This window comes from Bacteroides sp. A1C1 (assembly GCF_004328515.1).
GTDB classification, from domain to species: domain Bacteria; phylum Bacteroidota; class Bacteroidia; order Bacteroidales; family Bacteroidaceae; genus Bacteroides; species Bacteroides uniformis.
The window spans coordinates 943750-961107 of the sequence record NZ_CP036491.1 but is presented as its reverse complement, the minus strand read 5'-3'; the positions used below and the strand labels follow the sequence as shown (position 1 = coordinate 961107).

At 48.7% G+C, this 17358-nt stretch carries 9 protein-coding genes; 7 read left to right on the top strand and 2 right to left on the bottom strand.

Annotated features, from left to right (window positions below):
• Positions 1 to 10 precede the first annotated feature (10 nt).
• Positions 11 to 922: a 1,4-dihydroxy-2-naphthoate octaprenyltransferase gene (menA, locus tag EYA81_RS04170; protein ID WP_005827044.1), complete on the bottom strand. Its 912-nt coding sequence runs from the start codon at positions 920 to 922 to the stop codon at positions 11 to 13.
• 70 nt (positions 923 to 992) lie between these two features.
• Here menA and EYA81_RS04165 point away from each other — a divergent pair, with 70 nt between their 5' ends.
• Positions 993 to 2060: a metallophosphoesterase gene (locus tag EYA81_RS04165; RefSeq protein WP_034523237.1), complete on the top strand. Its 1068-nt coding sequence runs from the start codon at positions 993 to 995 to the stop codon at positions 2058 to 2060.
• A 1-nt stretch (position 2061) separates the two neighbouring features.
• On the opposite strand, the gene EYA81_RS04160 is transcribed toward EYA81_RS04165, so the two are convergent.
• Entirely contained in the window at positions 2062 to 5031 is a 2970-nt protein-coding gene (locus EYA81_RS04160; RefSeq protein ID WP_117703648.1) for a PEP/pyruvate-binding domain-containing protein, read from the bottom strand.
• 125 nt (positions 5032 to 5156) lie between these two features.
• On the opposite strand from EYA81_RS04160, the gene EYA81_RS04155 reads away from it, so the two are divergent.
• The 6 genes from EYA81_RS04155 to EYA81_RS04130 all read left to right on the top strand — a co-directional run bounded on the left by EYA81_RS04155 (position 5157) and on the right by EYA81_RS04130 (position 17338).
• Positions 5157 to 9089, top strand: coding sequence for a two-component regulator propeller domain-containing protein (locus EYA81_RS04155; protein ID WP_117703649.1), 3933 nt, complete (start codon positions 5157 to 5159; stop codon positions 9087 to 9089).
• Positions 9090 to 9219: 130 nt separating this feature from the next.
• A complete protein-coding gene (locus EYA81_RS04150; RefSeq protein WP_005833057.1) occupies positions 9220 to 10161 on the top strand; it encodes an ROK family protein in 942 nt (313 codons plus the stop codon).
• Between the two features lie 22 nt (positions 10162 to 10183).
• The gene (locus EYA81_RS04145) at positions 10184 to 10915 is read left to right on the top strand and encodes a 6-phosphogluconolactonase (protein WP_117703667.1); all 732 of its coding nucleotides are present in this window, start codon (positions 10184 to 10186) and stop codon (positions 10913 to 10915) included.
• A 53-nt stretch (positions 10916 to 10968) separates the two neighbouring features.
• Positions 10969 to 12234, top strand: a complete 1266-nt coding sequence (locus EYA81_RS04140; protein ID WP_117703650.1) for an MFS transporter — start codon at positions 10969 to 10971, stop codon at positions 12232 to 12234.
• Between the two features lie 15 nt (positions 12235 to 12249).
• Positions 12250 to 13974 carry a glycosyl hydrolase family 18 protein gene (locus EYA81_RS04135; RefSeq protein WP_034529528.1) on the top strand — a complete coding sequence of 575 codons (1725 nt, stop codon included), beginning with the start codon at positions 12250 to 12252 and terminating at the stop codon, positions 13972 to 13974.
• A 253-nt stretch (positions 13975 to 14227) separates the two neighbouring features.
• Positions 14228 to 17338: a TonB-dependent receptor gene (locus EYA81_RS04130; protein WP_117703651.1), complete on the top strand. Its 3111-nt coding sequence runs from the start codon at positions 14228 to 14230 to the stop codon at positions 17336 to 17338.
• Positions 17339 to 17358 lie beyond the last annotated feature (20 nt).

The following is a 17358-nucleotide window of genomic DNA, read 5'->3' as shown; positions in this document are numbered from 1 at the left end:
CTCTAACCTCTCAATTCAGCGCCACCGCTAACAGTAATCCTAAGAACAGCATATTGCGCGACGTCTCGCCCAGTATGCTGTTCAGCTTTTTACCGCTACCTATCTGTATCATTTTGCGCCACGTCAGTGCGTGCATATAGAGATAGACGCAGGGAGCCCAGATAAATTCCAGCGGAGTCAGCTTGCCCGTGTAGACAAACCAGAAGCAGAGCAGCACGGCGGCGATGCCCAGTGCCAGATACATATTCTCACCGAACTTCTTGCCGTAGCGTACCACCAGCGTACACTTGCCGCTCACGGCATCCTGCTCGCGGTCGCGATAGTTGTTCACCATCAGCAAGGTGTCTATGGCGAGGCCACTGACGAGCGACAGCACCACCACATCCATATTCAGCGTATAGGCCTGCACGTAGTAGGTGCCGCATACGGGCACGAAGCCGAAGAACACCAGCACCAGTACGTCGCCCCAGCCCCGATAGGAGAGCAGCGTGGTATAGAGGAAAGCAAACAGTATGCACACCACGCCCAGCACCACCAGTTCCCAGCCTCCGTGGGGCAGCTGCCCCCAGACGGTGAACAGCACTGCCAGCCCTGCCAGGCACGACAATGTCAGTGCGATGCCGATGCCGGTTTTCATGGCTGCCGGCGTAATCCAACCTTCGGCGCAGGCGCGCTGCGGCCCCAGCCGGTCTTCCCGACGGTCGGTCCCTTTCTGGAAGTCGAAGAGGTCGTTGATAAAGTTGGCGGCAATCTGCATGCCGCAGGCAAAGAGGGCGCACAGCAGGGCGGGTGCGGTCTTGAACTGTCCGTCGCTGAAGGCAAGGGCACTGCCCAGCAATACCGGGATGATGGCTCCCGTCAACGTCTTGGGGCGGGCGGCGAGAAACCATGCGTAGGGTGAATTCTGTTTAATCTCGTTCATCGTAGTTCCAATTTAGTTCGGCATCTGCCAGCAAAAATACTGAAAATCCCTATATTTGTACCCACTTATGATGAAGAAGTTAGTCTACATATCCATTCTTTCTCTGCTGCTCTTGTCTTCCTGCCGTTCCAAGCGGATGATTACCGTGTCGTTGCCGCAGCCAGTCATGCAGGCAGACAGCACGCAGCTTGGCGATACTATCGGGTTGCCTGCCCGCCTTTCGCCGATGTTCACCTTTGACCAGTCTGATTTGCGTAATGTCCGCCGCCAGCCGGCGAAGGGCGAGGTAAAGAAACAGCAGATAAAGAAAACGGCACCGGTACAAAAGGTAATTGTGCAGCGAGGTACAAGAATCACATCGAAAACCACCCACGTAGGCTCGGCCTATAAGGGCGTCAGCCGCATTAAGACGTACGACTTCACGCATCGCGACGTGCCTGCCGCCTTCGAGGGCTTCCGCATCGCCTTTGTCTCCGACCTGCACTACAAAAGCCTGCTGAAGGAGGAGGGATTGAAGGACCTGGTTCGCCTGCTCATAGACCAGAAGGCCGACGTGCTGCTGATTGGCGGTGACTTTCACGAAGGCTGCCAGTACGTGCCGCCCGTCATGGCTGCCCTGGCGCAAGTGAAGACGCCGTTGGGCACCTATGCCGTGCTTGGCAACAATGACTACGAGGCTTGCTATGACGACATCGTGCGCGAAATGAGGCATTATGGCATGCATCTGCTGGAGCATAAGGTGGACACCCTGCGGCGTGGCGGTGAGCGGATTCTTGTGGCGGGCGTGCGCAATCCTTTCGACTTGGGCAAGAACGGCACATCGCCCACACTCGGCCTTTCGCCCGACGATTTCGTAATCCTGCTGACGCATACGCCAGACTATGCCGAGGACGTCCCGGTGACAAACTCCGATCTCATCCTGGCCGGACACACGCATGGCGGGCAGGTGACGCTGTTCGGGCTTTATGCACCGATAGTCCCCTCGCACTACGGGCAGCGGTTCCTCTCCGGGCTGAAGTACAACTCAAAGAACATCCCGATGATTGTCACCAACGGCATCGGCACTTCGCAGAAAGCCATCCGCATGTTTGCTCCCGCAGAGGTGGTGATGATTGTGCTGCACCGGCTGACGGACTGATTTATTCTTCGGGCATCAGCACCACTCCCAGTTTCTTCTTGCCATCCATCTTTACCACCATCGGCTGGTGGAAATGTACATGCCGCAGGTACTTCGTCTCGTGTACGGCAGGCTGTGTATTCAGGAATTCCTGGTTGTATACGCCGTCATTCATAAAGGCGTTGATGGTAAAGTATCCCACTCCAAAGGAGGTCAGGTTCTGGAAGAAGTGGGTTCCCTGGCTGGGGTCTACCCGGTAGTTGGTCAGTCCGGCTTCCACTATCACGCGGGCGGCGCTGATGTGCGGCCACTTCACGGGGATGCCGAGCCAGGTGTCACTGCTACCCCAGCGTCCGGGACCTACAAGGACATAGTTGCGGCCTTCGTCCAGGAACTGCTGGTTCAGCTTCTCTATCTCCCAGGCAATCTCCTGGTTGTGGGAGGCACTATAGTCGTCTGTCTTCACATAGATAATGTCATGTATCTCGTTCATGATGCCATGTCCCAATGAGTTGTTGGAACGGAGCAGTACCTGGTCGTCCGGAATGGCGGTAAGGTCTTCATCCAGCATCTCCTTGGTGTCGACTATCGGGCGGATTTGCAGCAGGTAGAAGGTGCCGGTTTTGTCCTTCTCGCGGCTCATGGTGGCGGCAAACTCTATCTCTACGGGACGGCGCATCTCCTGCTCTCCGTATTTCAAAGCCAGTTGCAGGATGCGTGGCAGGGGGAATACGTCGTGTTGCAGGATGTTGGCAAAGGTGATGACTTTGCGTCCACCGGGATAAAGCCCGTCGCGGATAATCTGGTCGTAAGGGTCGTAGGTGGAGGCTATGTAGTTCAGTGCTCCGTCCTTTTCCGCTTCTTTGACGTGCAGTTTCAGCAGGTTGAAGCCGTCGTCGATGGAGAAGTCGTGACCGGCATTGCGCAGGTCGAGGGCATAGAAGCGGGTCTGAGTCTCTTTGAGGGCAATCTCCATTTCGCTGGTTTGCAGCACCTGGTTGGGGTGATAGGGCGAGAAGCGGAGCGTCATGCCACCGTCCACGATGTATTTACCTAAACCGAGCGCCAGATTGACGATACCTTCTTCTGCCTTCTCGTCGCCGATGGGGTAGTAGTTGAGCGAACGTGCCACGCCGGACATGCTGGGGTAGTAGCGGTCACCATACTGGTTGCCCACTACCTCTTGCAGGATGACAGCCATCTTTTCCTGGTCGATAACGTTGCTCGTTGCCTGCATGTATGCCTTCGAGTCGCGGAAGTAGACCGAAGCATATACTCCCTTGATGGCATCGCTCAGCATGCGCAGCATCTCGTACTTGTCGTCCAGATAGGGAATCATGTAGGTGTTGTAGATGCCGGCGAAGGGTTGGTAGTGCGAGTCTTCCAACAACGAGGACGAACGGATGGCAAGCGGCGACTTCACCACGTCGAAGAAGGTGAAGAAGTCCTCCACCAGGCGGTCGGGCAGCTTTGCTTTGAGGAAGTAGCGCAGGATGACGTCATCGTCGGCATCGGACAAGGCTATCTGATACAGATTGTTGGTATCCATAAACTCGTCGAACACATCGGTACAGAGCACGATGGTCTTGGGGATGGCGACACGGGCATTCTCAAACTCTTCGAACTCGGGGTGATGCTTCACCAGGTTGTCGATGAAAGCCAGTCCGCGCCCCTTGCCTCCCAGCGAACCGTCGCCAATACGGGCAAAGTTGGAGTATCGGTCAAAGCGGTCGCGCCTGAAGACTGCCACTACTCCCTGGTTTTTCATCTTGCGGTATTTCACGATAGCCTCGAAGATAATTTTACGGTGGGCATCCACGTCTTGCAAGCTATTCCAGGTGATGGGCCGCAGGAACTCTGCCACGGGAAACATGGCACGCGAGTAGAGCCAGCGGCTGACGTGGTTGCGGCTGATGTGGTAAAGGAATGATTCTGCCGGAACAGCAAAAAGAATGTTCTGCAGCTCTTTGAGATTCTTTACGCGGGCAATCTCTTCCAGCGTGTCCGGGTTGCGGAAGATAAAGTCGCCGAAGCCGAAATTGTCTGATACAATACGGCGCAGGTCCACATCCATCTTTTTGGAATTCTTGTCGATGAAGGCGGCATCGTATTTGGCTGCATACGCTACGTTGTCCGATTCGCTGGACTGTATGATAAGGGGTACAAACGGGTCTTCCTTGCGGATGGCGGCACAGAGCTTGATACCGGCCAGTCCGTCCTTCTCGCCCCGTTCTACGCGGGGGAAGCGTACGTCGGTGATGACACCTAATATATTATTCTTATATTTTTGGTAGATGCCAAAGGCTTCTTCATAGGTACGTGCCAGTACAATTTTGGGACGTCCCCTCATGCGCAGTGTGCGCTGGTGGGCATTCAGTGCTTCAGTAGAGAATTCCTGGCTCTGCTTCAATACGAATTTATACAGATTGGGCAGGATGGAGGAGTAAAAGCGGATGCCGTCTTCCACCAGCAGGATGAGCTGCACACCCACTTCGTTGACGTCGTGCTCCAGGTTCATCTTGTCCTCTATCAGCTTGATGATGGAAACCAGCAAGTCGGTGTTTCCCAGCCAGCAGAACACATACTCAAAGGGACTGAGGTCTTCATTGGCAATACGCTTGGTGATGCCGTGGCTGAAAGGGGTAAGTATCACCATCGGAATCTGTTCATACAGGTTTTTGATGTATCGTGCCACGTCGAAGCTGTCGTTGTCTCCCGTGCCCGGCATGCAGATGATGAGGTCGAAAGAGATGGAGGACAGCTGTGTCAGCGCCTCCTCGCAAGTGGAAACCTGCGTGAAACGGGGAGGGTAGCGCAAGGAGAGCGAAGTGTATTCATTGAATATCTTTTCGTCGATGCGGCCGTCATCTTCCAGCATGAAAGCATCGTAAGGATTGGCTATCAGAAGGACGTTGAAAATGCGCCGTGTCATGAGGTTGGCAAACTGTGTGTCCTTGAAATAGAGCTGGTTTAATTTGAACTTACTGAGCATGGCTTCTCATGATTTGTTGGTTTCGGAAGGCAAAAGTAATAGAAATCGAACCTATTCGGATAGTTTTTCGACCGTTTTTTTTATATTTATGCGTAATATTGCATCCGAAAAACAATATATGACCTATGTCTGCTCCATATCCGTTTCCATATAAATCCGTTGCATGTACATTTTTGCTGTTATGGGTGTTCGTTTTTTTGTTCGCTGACTTGTTTGCCGGTTCATTCCGCACCTTGGGTATCAAGGAGGGATTGGGCAGTCGGCAAGTATTCCAGATAAACAAGGATTCAGCCGGATTTGTCTGGGTGTATACTCATGTCGGGATAGATCGTTATGACGGGAATGAAATCAAGCATTACAAGCTGGACGGAATGGTTGATTCCAGGGACAATATCCAGTCTTCCACTACCATGATGTGTGATAAGGAGGGTATTGTCTGGGTTGCATTGAAGAATGGAAAAATCTATGCATACAACAAACTGACGGACTCTTTCCAATTGCGTGTGGACTTGGCTGATTACCTGCCTTCTCCGGTATTGTATAATATGCTGTTTGATGACGAAAACCGTTTGTGGTTGTGTATGTCGAAGGGGCTTTATTCTTGGGAAGAAAGTGCAGGACTGTCTTTTGCCGGATTGAAGGGGCAATCTGTCCGTTGCATGGTCCAAATGGAAGATGAAGTGTTTTTTGCAGGCACCGACAAGGGTGTCTTCCGGCTGACGAAGGCAGGAGCGGCAGGTTCTTCGTCTTTTGAGACGAGGCCGGTTGACCTGCATACAGAGATGCATGTGGAATCGCTCTATGTCTTCGGAGCGAAGCTGTTCATCGGTACCTTTTCAAACGGCGTATTTGTGCTTGACGGTCCCGAAGGGCAAATACATTCCTTGAATGACCGGATTCCTCATGTACCTATCCGTTCGTTTGCAAGGACAAAGGATAATTTGCTGCTGGTGGGAGCCGACGGTGCAGGTGTTTTTTGCATGGATGTCGCTACTGGAGAACTTTTGAACCATTATATGAATAACGGGGATGATGACAAAAGCTTGAGTGGTAATACGGTATCCGATATTTGTGTGGATGAATCCGGAGTTGTATGGATTGGCACTTCTACGAATGGCATCAGCTATCTGGATCCGGAGATGCCGGATGTCTATAGAATCAGGCACGAACGCAATAATGATAATTCCCTGAAGTCGGACCATGTAAATGTGATGTTTCAGGACTCGGAGGGAGATTATTGGTATGGTACAAACAACGGCGTCAGCCTCTATCAACCTCGGTCACGCAAATGGACCCACTATCTGGACGGTACGGAATATAGTGGCAAAGTGGTATTGGCGCTTGCCGAAGACTCCGGGGGAAACATCTGGGTAGGTGGCTATGGTATCGGTGTCTATTGTATTCATAAACAGACCGGACGGGTACAGAAGAAAGAGAAAAGAAATGCACATCCGGAGAAGGGAATGGCCACCGACTATGTTTATGCCATTTATGCGGAAGGGGATTATGTCTGGTTCGGTGGTATTGAAGGAGAGTTTACCCGTTACGATATACGGACGGATACTTATACATATTACCCGATTGATTGCATAGGTGACATAAAGCCGGGTAAGGGGGGCTCATTACTGATTGCCGGTTGCAGCGGGTTGGCCGTCTTTGATAAGAAGTCGGGAGACACGCAGTGGCATCAGACGTTTGGAGACATCTCTCTGCATTATCCTATCCGTTGCCTGATGCAGTCCTCATCCGGTGATATTTGGCTGGCGACAGACGGGGAAGGCCTTATACGTGTTGGTCCGGATGGGAAAGAGGTGCATGCATATACCGTAGATGACAATCTGGTTTCCAATTCCATCAACAGCCTGCTGGAGGATAACGAAGGGCGTATCTGGTTCAGTACGGAGAAGGAATTGTATTGCTTGGACTGCTCCCGGGATATTATCATCAGTGCCAATGATTTTTTGGATGTCAGCTGGGGATATTACAATCCGAATGCTGCCCTTAAGTTGAAGAATGGATGTCTTGCTTTCGGCACCGCAGAAGGGATTCTTTCCTTTCTCCCGTCTTTGGACTTGGGGACTCATGCCCCCGTTGAGCTGATTCTGACAGACTTTAAACTGCTTTATGAATCGGTCAAAGCGGGAATGAAAGGCTCTCTTTTGCAAACGAATATCAATGATACCCGGAAAATAGATTTGAAGTATAATCAAAACTCCTTCTCTATTTCCTTCTCTGCCATCAACTTTGCAGTCCCGCATCGTATCAGGTATGAGTATAGGCTCGAAAATCACAATGAAGAGTGGGAACACTCCAATTCAGTGCGGAACGTGAGCTATATGAATCTCTCGTCCGGTAAGTATGTATTCCGCTTGCGGGCATTTGATAAATACACCGGGCAGCAGGTGGGAGAAAGAAGTCTGGATATTGTCATTCATAACCCTTACTGGGTTTCGTGGTGGGCGCTGTTCATCTATTTCATTTTGTTGTCTGTCTTTGTCTACATGTTTGTGCAGTATAGGAGGCATAAGGTGAACGAGGGGCGTATAAGGGACAAGATACGTTCCTTTATCAGTATAGCCCATGATATCCGTACACCGGTTACTTTAATAAAGGCTCCGCTGAGCGAGCTCGAAGCGCAGGAAGGACTTCCGGAGCAGGGTAAGAAAACCGTTGCGGTGGCTATGAAGAATGTGGAAAAACTGATGGGAATGATTACTCAACTGCTTGAGTTGCAGAAAACGGAACTGCATGCCGAGGAGTGTCTGAAGGTTTCTCCATACGACATTAAGGCTTATCTGGAGGAAAAAATGGCGGAGTTTCACTTAGCTGCCATGCAGAAGAGCGTCGGGATAGAGTTGGAGGTGGAGCCGGATATGCCCAAGGTTTGGATTGACCGGGAGAAGATGGATCATATCATAGACAATCTGCTCTCCAATGCCTTGAAGTATACAGAGAAGGGAGTCATCCATATACTGGTGAAGACTGCAAGAAAGAAATGGACTATTGAAGTGAAGGATACGGGCATCGGCATTCCGAAAGAGGAGCAGGGCAATATTTTCCACGAATATTATAGAGCCCAGAATGCCATGAACTTTGGGGAAACCGGTTCGGGCATCGGTCTGATGATTACGCGCCGCATTGTGAAACAGCATCACGGCACCATCTCTTTCAGTAGCGTGGAAGGACAGGGAACTACGTTTACGGTAACTTTCCCGCAGAGGATAAAGGCGAACGTGGTGGTGGAAGCGAAGGCAGACGGCCAGGAAGAACCTCAGGCCGCTACTGGGGCTGTGCATGAAGAAACGGAACGTGCCGGGAAGAATGTCCTTCTTCTGGCGGAGGACGATGCGGATATGAGGGAGTATCTGGTGGACAGCTTGTCTTCCGAATATAAGGTAGTTGCCGTGCCCGACGGCGGAAAGGCATTGGAGACGGCAAGGGAAATCAATCCTGATATCATAATCTCGGACATTGTGATGCCGGTACTGGAAGGTGATGAATTGTGCCGGATTCTGAAGTCATCGGTAGATACAAGCCATATACCTATTATATTACTGACCGCACTGAGTGAGAGGGAAAATATCATCTTCGGACTGGAGGCCGGTGCCAATGACTACATCATCAAGCCTTTCGACTTGTCTGTGCTGAAAGTGCGTATCAGGAATATTCTTCAGAATAGGCAGCATTTGCGCGAAACCGTTTTGGCGATGGATGCGCAGCCCGAAGAGACAGACTATACCAGCCAGTTGGACAAGGAGTTCCTGGACAAGGTTATGAAGGTGATTGAGGAGGAGTTGTCCGATTCGGAATTCTCCATCAATGACTTCTGCCGGATGCTGGGCATGAGCCGCACTTCTGTCTACAATAAGATAAAGACGCTGACCGGGCAGGGACCGAATGACTTCATCCGCATTGTCCGTTTGAACAAGGCAAAAGAGCTGCTGGTTTCCCGGAAATATTCGATAGGGGAAGTGGCGAATATGGTCGGATTTTCTGACCCGAAATATTTCAGTACATGCTTCAAAAAGCAGTTTGGTACCAGTCCCAGCAAAATTTAGAGCCATGAAGACTGCTTTTGAACCACCGCTGACAAGTATTAAACCTTTTTTGTCAGAGAATAAACCCTTGTCTCCCTGATAGTGCGTAATATTGTGGACAGTAAACAATATTAAAAAACGCATATAAAAAATGGAAACGTATTTAGGTCTTGATTTAGGAGGCACGAAGTTGCTGATTGGCGAAATGGATAGCCGTGGCAACATTTTGAGGTATAAGAAATATGACTCCGGTTACTTTAATCAGCAGGCTGCGCTGGAAATCATCAAGTCGTCGCTCGATGATTATATCCGTACCGTGGGCTGGTATGACCAGAAACCGGTAGCGATGGGTGTTGGGCTGATAGGGCGTGTAGATCCCAACGAAGGTGTCTGGCTGCAGATTGACCCGAGCAGGACACAGCGGATTGAGTTGGCAAAGGAACTGTCGGATATATATGGCATGCCTTGCCATATAGACAATGATGTGAAGAGCGCTACAAGAGCCGAGCGCGTCTGGGGATTCGGACAAATTTCCAAAAACTTTATATACGTAAATGTAGGTACAGGCATTGCCGTGGGTACGGTGATAAATGGGAGACAAATCCGTGGCAGCCATTTCAATGCCGGCGAAGTGGGACACGTGCGTGTAGGTGTGAACATAGGCATTAAATGCGGTTGTGGACGGATGGACTGTGTGGAGGCGATTGCTGCCGGTATAGGTTTTGACAATTGTGCCCGTCTGCTCCGCAACCAGTATGAGACCGGCCTGCATATTCCGGCTGAAAAAGGGGAACGGGTGATTGTGAGTGAGGTGTTTGCACTTAGTCAGAAAGGTGACCCTCTCTGTACGGTGCTGGTGGAGAATGCAGCTGAGGCGCTTGCCAATCTTATCATGAATCTGGTACGTGTGATTGACCCGGACACGGTGGTGTTGGGTGGAGGCATTGTGGCCGACGGGTATATGCACGAGAAGATTCTGGAGAAACTTCATCCTACGACCATGCGTTTTGTCAGCAACGGGGTTGTCATTACGAAACTGAATCCCGGATTTATCGGGCTTCTGGGGGCCGGTGCGGTGGCGATGAATATGTGATTAGGAATTAATGATTAAGAATATGAAAATAACAATAACAAAGAATGAAAAGGAGTTTGACTGCACGGCTGCATGGCGCATCATCGGGCAGATGTTGAATGAACCGGAGAGTGTGATAGGACTTTCGACGGGACGTACTACCGGCAATCTTCATCGGTTGGTGGGAGAAATCTATACTAAATATCCGTTTAAGGTGGATACCGTTACTTTCTTCGGATTGGATGAGGTAACGAATGTGCCGCGCGAATATGCCGGAGCATGCTACACGATGCTGAAAACGGAGTTGATGGATACATTGGGCATCAAGGAAGAGAATTTTTTGATGCTGCCTACCATTTCTGGTGATTTTGAACAGTCATGCAGGGATTTCCAGCAGGAAATTGCGAACCGTGGCGGTATTGATTTGCTGATTTTAGGGTTGGGTGAGAACGGACACCTGGGATTCAACCAGCCGGAATCTCCCTTTGGCGGTGAAGCATGGGTGACCCGGATGAATGTGGAACTGGAAGAACGCATTCGTAGAGAAACGGGTACTCCTCCCGATAAAGAGTTGGGAGGGGCTACTTTGGGAATAAAGAACATTATGCAGGCACGCCGGATTGTACTGGTTGCCAAAGGGACTAATAAAGCGAATATTGTCAAGCGGATGCTTGAAGGGCCTGTGACAACAGATGTTCCTGCTTCCATCCTTCAGCTTCATCCCAACTGTGAATTTCTGCTGGATGAGGCGGCGGCAAGCATGCTTAACTGCTAAGTCGCCTTGCAGGCGGCTGATAACTAATTATTTGAATTAATAATCAAAATACTATGACACAACAAGAAAAACAAATAAACTATATGGGGCCATTCATCACGATGGTGTTCTTGTTCTTTATTGTAGGTTTCCTTACGACTGCCAATACTCAGTTTCAGGGTCCTCTGAAAGAAACTTTTCTTTCGGAAGTGGGTGGGTTAAAAAATACTTTTGCTACTTTGATTACTTTCTCCTGGTTCCTTGCTTATCCGGTTTGTGGAGGGGTAGGCTCGTCGTGGATTAGCAAATACGGATATAAAGGAACATTGATGCGTGGATTGCTGGTGATGATTGTGGGGCTTGGTTTGTTCTTTGCCTCTTCCTATTTCACAGTACACTTTCCTGAAGCGAATTGGCATGCAGGAAATAATGTTATCCCTGGAGGGTTCTTGATTTTCTTACTGGGTTCTTTCGTGGTAGGGGCTTCGGCCACCATTCTGCAAGTGGTTATAAATCCTTATCTGACGGCTTGCCATGTCAAGGGTACCCAGTCCGTTCAGCGTTTGGCTATAGGTGGTTCCGCCAATTCTGTGGGAACTACGCTTGCTCCTTATTTCGTGACCGGTGTCGTGTTCGGCGGTCTGTCTATGGAGGACATTCAGATTGACCAGCTGATGGTTCCGTTCCTGGCATTGATGGCTGTTATTTCTTTGATTGTATTGTTGTTGATGAAATTGTCTTTGCCCGATATCCAAGGAACCAGGGTAGAGAAGGGAGAAAAGCTGGAAAAAAGTGTATGGTCCTTCCGTCATCTGACATTGGGCGTGGTAGCTATCTTCTTTTATGTAGGAGTGGAAGTCTGTATCGGGGCCAATATCAATCTGTACGCCATCGAGATGGATTATGCTTCTCCGGCACTGATGGCTACGCTCTATTGGGGTGGTATGCTTGTGGGCCGCCTGGTGGGGAGCAGCCTGAGCAGAATTTCTCCCCGCGTGCAGTTGACGGTTACTACGGTATCGGCAGGACTACTCGCCCTACTGGCCATTCTTCTGAATAATCCGTGGCTGCTCACGGCAGTAGGTCTGTTCCATTCCATCATGTGGGGAGCTATCTTTACCTTGTCCGTTGCCCATTTGGGAAAATACACTTCGGTGGCTTCCGGTGTGTTCATGATTGGAGTGGTAGGCGGTGCCATATTGCCCTTGTTGCAAGGAGTGCTTGCCGATGTTCTTGGAGGCTGGAGATGGTCATGGTTCATCGTTCTTTTTGGAGAAGCGTTTATGCTGTATTATGCATTGATAGGTTCACGGGTCCGTCAGACCTGCGATAATTTGTAATTAAAGATAGTACTTATGAAAAAAATTAGAATGATGATGGCTGCCGCTTTGGGCGTATTGGTTTCATGCGGTAGCGTTAAGTCGGGAGAAGAGGTCGTTGCGGCTTCTCGCGATTCAAAGGTTGTGGTTGCTTATGTCACTTCGTGGAGTGAGGTGATGCCCGACCCGCAGTACATGACGCATATCAACTATGCGTTCGGTCATGTAAACGAGAGCTTTAACGGTGTCAAGATTGATAATGAGGAACGTTTGAGACAGATTGTTGATTTGAGGAAACAGAAGCCGGAGCTGAAAGTGCTGCTTTCCATCGGCGGCTGGGGAAGCGGACGTTTCAGTGAGATGGCTGCCAATGATGAATATCGCCGTGCTTTTGCCGCGGACTGTGACCGTGTGGTGAAGGAGTTCGCTTTGGATGGCATTGACATCGATTGGGAATATCCCACCAGCTCTATGGCAAATATATCCTCGTCACCGGACGATACGGAGAATTTTACACTTCTGATGCAGGATATCAGAGCTGCCATCGGCAATGAAAAGGAACTGACACTTGCCACCGTAGCTTCTGCCCGTTACATTGACTTCAAGGCTATCTTGCCTTCCGTCGATTTTGTGAATATCATGGCTTATGACATGGCTTCTGCTCCCAAGCACCATTCGGCGCTTTATCCGTCAGGACATAGCGGTGACATTACTTCGGACGGTGCCGTTACTGCACACTTGAAAGCGGGCGTACCGCCTTCCAAGCTGGTGATGGGTATGCCCTTCTATGGTCGTGGAGGTGACGGTTATCCCAGCTTCCAAGACTATAATAAGGTAGGGAATACGGATACCCAATATACTGAAAAGTGGGATGAGGTGGCTCAAGTGCCTTATCTGGCCGATAAGAATGATACGTTGGTATTTGGTTTTGAGAATCCCCGTTCACTTGCCATCAAGTGTCAGTATATTCTGGATAAAGATTTGCTGGGAGGCATGTATTGGGATTATAGCGGAGACAATGAGCAGGGTGATTTGCGCCGTACGGTAGCAGAAAACCTATTGGGCAAGCCGCACAAGGCGAAGGTACTGGTGTTGACGGAACGTGGCGGACAGCACGGAGGATTTACGGATGCCGGTTTGAGGTGGTTGGCGGCCGAAGGTGTAAAGGGGAATTTCAGTATTACCGAGATAAACAATGCCAGGAACATAACGGAGGCTTACTTGTCGCAGTTCAGCCTGGTTATTCAATTGGATTTCCCGCCTTATACTTGGCCGAAGGAAGCGGAAGATGCGTTCGTCAAGTATATAGAAGAAGGCCGTGGCGGCTGGATAGGTTTCCATCATGCTACTTTGCTGGGCGAGTTTGACGGTTATCCCATGTGGCAATGGTTCTCTGATTTCATGGGTGGTGTACGTTTCAAGAACTACATAGCTCCGCTGGCCAACGGTACGCTGATTGTGGAAGATAAACAGCATCCGGTAATGAAAGATGTTCCGGCCTCTTTCGTGGTGCCCGATGACGAGTGGTATACTTATGACAAGAGCCCGCGCCCCAATGTACATGTACTGGCCAATGTAGACGAATCGAGCTACACGCCTGCATCGGACATCAAGATGGGCGATCATCCGGTGGTTTGGGTCAATGAAAGCAAAAAGGCACGCAATGTTTATTTCCAGATAGGGCATAGCAGCAAATTGTACGAAACGGAAGGGTTTACGACCATGTTCAGAAATGCCATTAACTGGACTTTAGAAAGGTAATACTTTTTATAATCAATGGATTTAGAAGAAAACGGGTACGTACAGAAACGTATCCGTTTTTTTATGGGTTTAAACTTTATCACTTTAAGTTTAAAATAAAACGTTTTTTATGGATGTGTTAGTAAATGAACTCCTTATGAGAAATATTCAACTTCCATTTCTTGTTTAGTACGTAATTTCGCTTATCGAAGTATTGGAATTTGTATCAATACAATATGAATAACTTCCTATTTTATAAACTAATACTATTATCATGAAAAGAAAAAGAGTCCTTTTGCTGCTTTGCATTCTCAGTTGCACTTTGCAGCTCTTCGCACAACAAATTAATGTGCAGGGTGTCGTTTATGACCCTTCCGGAGAAACGGTTCCGGGTGCTAATGTCAGTATGAAAAGTAATCCGGCTGTGGGTACTGTGACGGACATTGATGGGAATTTCAGTCTGAAAGCTTCTGTGGGTGATGTGTTGGTCTTCACTTTTATTGGTTATGAGCCTATTGAGTATAAACTGACTGCTGCAGATACAAATCTGAAAGTCCGTTTTACTGATTCTTCTGAGTTGCTGGACGAGGTAGTTGTAGTAGGCTATGGTGTACAAAAGAAGAGTGTACTTTCGTCTGCTGTGAGCCGTGTTACCAGTGAAGAGTTGGATAAAGGTAATCCTACAAATATTCAGAATGCCTTGAAAGGTAAAGTTTCCGGTGTACAGATTATCTCTAATTCAGGTCAGCCCGGTGCGGAATCAAAGATTCGTATTCGGGGTACCGGTACGGTCAACAACTCCGATCCGCTTTATATAGTAGACGGCATGCCGTCTGAAAGTGGTATCAGTCATTTGAATCCTTCTGATATTGAGTCTATTGAAGTGTTGAAAGACGCAGCTTCCGCCGCTATTTACGGAGCCCGTGGTGCTAATGGTGTTGTACTGATTACTACGAAGAAGGGTACTAAAGGAAAGGCTACTTTGAACTATGAATTTACGTATGGTATTCAGAATCCTTCCAAGAAGGTGGATTTGCTGGGTAGTGCGGATTATCAGATGTTGATGAATGAAATGGCTGCCAATGCAGGTAAGGACCCTTATTTCCCGACTGTTTCCAGCGTCAATACCGACTGGCAAAAGGAACTGCAGAACAAGAATGCTCCTATTATGAACCACAAGGTTTCGTTGAGTGGCGGTACGGACAACTCTACCTATTATGCTTCTTTCGGTTATGTAAAGCAAGAAGGTATTTATGCTAAAGGACATGCTGATTATGAACGCTACAATGTACGCTTGAATTACAATAATGTATTACTGGACACGAAATCACGAAATTGGTTGAATAAGATTAGTTTTGGTGCAATTGCAAGCTATTCCAAGTCAATCCAGACTGGTAATACTATTGGCAATAGTGAAGCAGCAGGCTTGATTACTTCCATGAATATGTTGCCTCCTACCGAGCCGGTTTATCAGACCGACCCTGCTATACTGGAGCAATATGCCGTAACTTATCCAAATCATGTCATTGCTCCCAACGGCCTGGCATACAATATCATCGAGATGCGTGAAATAACCAATCCGCTGGCAGCCATGCAGGTCAGTCATAACCAGAGGACTATGCCTCAGAATTTCGGTGCGAACTTTAACCTTGATGTGGACTTGTTACCGGGTTTGAAGTTCAAGACTACCTATGGTGCGGAATGGGTGTTCAATTCCATTAAGAATGTAACTCCAGTCTACGAGCTGAATGCTACCAGTAAGAATGCCACTTCCAAGGTAGAGGATAAGAAAAGGGAGTCTTCCTATTGGCAGTGGGAAAATGTACTGTCGTATACAAAGTCTTTCGGCCGTCATAATATAGGTGCACTGTTCGGTACAAGTATGTCTTCCTACCATTACTCCAATTTGGAAGCGGAAGATTATAATCTGCTGGTGGTGGATATAGACAAGGGATATATAGACACGGCCACAGCGCCCGAAGAACAGTCCAAAGTATGGGGTGGGGCGGAAGATCACCGCATTGCATCCATATTCGGACGTATCAATTATAATTATGATGAAAAGTATTTGTTCGAAGCGGTAGTGAGACGGGACGGTTCGTCAAACTTCAGTCGCGAGCACCAATATGCTACATTCCCTTCGGTTTCTTTGGGTTGGGTGTTGACTCGTGAGAAGTTCATGGAGAACAGACCTTCCTGGTTGGATTTTGCCAAGATACGTCTAAGCTGGGGACAGAATGGTAACGAACGTATTGGCTCCTTTGCCTATACAAGTATGATGAGTCAGGGTAAGAATGCAGTCATAAATGGAAAGGTATATACGGGCATGCTGCCCAGTGGCTATGCCAATGCCGATTTGAAATGGGAGACCTCCGAACAGACCGACTTGGGTATTGACTTGCGTTTCTTCAACAGTGCATTGACATTCTCTGCCGACTATTTCGTGAAGAAGACGAAGGACATGCTGCTTTCCATGCCGATTCCTCTTTATACCAGTTATGGCAGTATGACGGTCAATTCGGGTACAGTGAAGAACGAAGGTATCGAGTTCGAAGCGTCCTATCGCTTTAAGGTGGGTGAAGTGAATCTGGGTATCAATGGAAATGCTTCTTATGTGAAGAATACCGTAACAGACCAGGGCCCCGACCGTGTCGGTCTCAATAATATCGGCGGTGGTATGGGCGGCCAGGTCAGTTGGAGAGAGAACGGGCGTCCGTACGGCTTCTTCTACGGTTACTTGCATGATGGTATTTTCCAGAATCAGCAGGAGATAGATAGCTATACCTACGTAGATTCTAACGGAAAGACTCAGCTGATACAGCCGAATGCCAAGCCTGGAGATATTCGTTTTAAAGATTTGGATGGTGAAAATGGGTTGAATGGTGATGACCGTACCATGATAGGCAAGCCGAACCCTGACTGGACTTATGGATTCACTCTTTCTGCCGATTGGAAAGGAGTTGATTTCAGTGCATTCTTCCAGGGAAGTATCGGAAACGACATTTATAAACTGTACAGACGTTCCAATGTGACTTTTGGTAACTACGACAAATCTTGGCTGAACCGTTGGCATGGTGAAGGCACTTCCAATTGGGTGCCACGTGTGATAGATGGTGACAACAATAACTATCAGGTTTCAAACTTTTTTGTGGAAGATGGTTCGTATATGCGTTTGAAAGTGTTGCAGATTGGCTATAGTCTGCCCGGACAGATGTTGCAGCGTGTCGGCGTCAAGGGGCTGCGTTTCTTTGTACAGGGCGAAAATCTGTTTACAATTACCAACTACAGCGGTTATGATCCTGAAGTGGGAACACGTGATGGATTTGACGGGGGAACATATCCGCAAGCACGTACTTATACTATCGGTGCGAATATTACATTTTGATTAACCTAAAAATTAGATAC

Bases quoted from the DNA above. Each gene is read 5' to 3' on its own strand.
- EYA81_RS04135 (WP_034529528.1), top strand. From the start codon at position 12,250: ATGAAAAAAATTAGAATGATGATGGCTGCCGCTTTGGGCGTATTGGTT.
- EYA81_RS04155 (WP_117703649.1), top strand. From the start codon at position 5,157: ATGTCTGCTCCATATCCGTTTCCATATAAATCCGTTGCATGTACATTT.
- EYA81_RS04165 (WP_034523237.1), top strand. From the start codon at position 993: ATGAAGAAGTTAGTCTACATATCCATTCTTTCTCTGCTGCTCTTGTCT.
- EYA81_RS04130 (WP_117703651.1), top strand. From the start codon at position 14,228: ATGAAAAGAAAAAGAGTCCTTTTGCTGCTTTGCATTCTCAGTTGCACT.
- menA (WP_005827044.1), bottom strand. From the start codon at position 922: ATGAACGAGATTAAACAGAATTCACCCTACGCATGGTTTCTCGCCGCC.
- EYA81_RS04140 (WP_117703650.1), top strand. From the start codon at position 10,969: ATGACACAACAAGAAAAACAAATAAACTATATGGGGCCATTCATCACG.
- EYA81_RS04150 (WP_005833057.1), top strand. From the start codon at position 9,220: ATGGAAACGTATTTAGGTCTTGATTTAGGAGGCACGAAGTTGCTGATT.
- EYA81_RS04145 (WP_117703667.1), top strand. From the start codon at position 10,184: ATGAAAATAACAATAACAAAGAATGAAAAGGAGTTTGACTGCACGGCT.
- EYA81_RS04160 (WP_117703648.1), bottom strand. From the start codon at position 5,031: ATGCTCAGTAAGTTCAAATTAAACCAGCTCTATTTCAAGGACACACAG.